Source organism: Limnohabitans sp. WS1 (genome assembly GCF_003063265.1).
GTDB lineage: Bacteria > Pseudomonadota > Gammaproteobacteria > Burkholderiales > Burkholderiaceae_C > Limnohabitans_A.
In genome coordinates, this window is sequence record NZ_NERU01000042.1 from 1 (window position 1) to 1,519 (window position 1,519).

General features: G+C 58.7%; 1 protein-coding gene. It reads right to left on the bottom strand.

The features are described from left to right. Window positions 1-88: 88 nt before the first annotated feature. The gene (gene ltrA / locus B9Z48_RS21290; RefSeq protein WP_199233554.1) at window positions 89-1,417 is read right to left on the bottom strand and encodes a group II intron reverse transcriptase/maturase; all 1,329 of its coding nucleotides are present in this window, start codon (window positions 1,415-1,417) and stop codon (window positions 89-91) included. Between the last annotated feature and the right edge of the window lie 102 nt (window positions 1,418-1,519).

Consider the following 1,519-nt stretch of genomic DNA (forward strand, 5'->3'; position numbering starts at 1 on the left):
TGATAGGGGTAGGAAAGGCCAAGGCCTCCCCTCCCTCCGAACCGTGCGTGCAGTTTTCCCGCACACGGCTCTCCAGTCAGTGGTTTCCTCATCGGGATTGGCTCGCTTGCATTCGGGCCTGCGTCATGGTGAACAGCCCCAACTGCGCGAAGTACTCGTTTGGCCAGCGTTTGTGATCAACTTGGCTCTTCCCCATCCCCGGGCTCTTTTGCTGCTTGCGCAGCATCGCCCTCAACCTCCTGCGGATGAATCCGTCTATGCTGGGGAATGTGCTTTTATAGGCGTGCTTGAAGTAGCCAAACCATCCCTTGAGCATGGGGCCAAGCTCTTTAATGACAACGCGCAGACTCTCGCCTCTCGTGCGCTTGGTCTTTTCTCGCACCTTGTCCTTCAGCCCCTTTAGGCTCTTGTCCCGCACCCAGCGCCTGCCCGCCTCAAATCGGTAGCCCAGGAACTCAAAGCCCTGTCCCCTTTGCGTGCAGTCCCCCACATGGGTCTTATCCGGGTGCAAGCTCAGCCCGTTTTGCGCCACCCACTGCCTGACCTGCTCCAGTGCCTCTTGCGCTTGTGACGCCGTCTCGCACAGGATCACGAAGTCGTCCGCGTAGCGCACCATTCGGTAGCCCTGCGCCTTCATCTTCACATCCAGTGGATGCAGGTAAACATTGGCCAGCAACGGACTGATGACCGCCCCTTGCGGGGTGCCCGTCGTCGGCGTCCATCTGCGCATCTCTTGCACGATGTCTTGCTGTAGCCAGCCCTTGAGCAAGGCCAGCAGCCTTCCATCGCTGATGTGCGCTGCGATCCTGTCCATCAAGCCCTCGTGCGGGATGCTGTCAAAGTACCCCTGCAAGTCAGCATCCACCACATGGGTGTAGCCTTCTTTGAGCAGTGCATCAACTTGCCGCAGCGCGTCTTTGCAGCCCCTGCCGGGTCGAAACCCGTAGCTCGTGTCCTCAAACTCTTGCTCAAAGATCGGCTCTATCACCCGCTTGACCGCCGTCTGCACGATCCTGTCCTTGACCGTCGGGATGCCCAAGGGCCGCGTTTTACCGCCCGCTTTGGGTATCTCTACCCGCCGCACCGCTTGGGGCCTGTACTCTCCTTGCTCCAGTTGTCGGCACAGCTCACTCAGGTACCGCGCTTCATGCGCCGCAAATCCTTCTATGCTTTGCCAATCTATCCCCGCTGACCCTTTGTTCCCTTGGACTTGTTGCCAAGCCGCTTGCAAGGTGCTCAGCCGGTAAACCTTGTCGATCAAACTGAACCACTTGTTTCCTTTGACGCCGTTGCCCAGCGCCGCCAACATACGATCCGTCCAGACTTCACGGTCCACCCATGCCCATTGGGCAGGGTCTGACTCGGCTTGTTTAGCCCTAAGAGGCACTGCCACCGTTTCGCTTTCGCTCTCGTTCATCTCTGTCCTTTTCGTATCCACTTTCCTGCCACCCTTGGCTCGTGCGGCTTTCCTACTCCGCATTTCTCAGGCTGCCGTCTGCTCGGTTTAGGCAATCACCTC

Excerpts from the sequence above, each read along its gene's own strand:
- ltrA (WP_199233554.1), bottom strand. The coding sequence starts at position 1,417 with ATGAACGAGAGCGAAAGCGAAACGGTGGCAGTGCCTCTTAGGGCTAAA.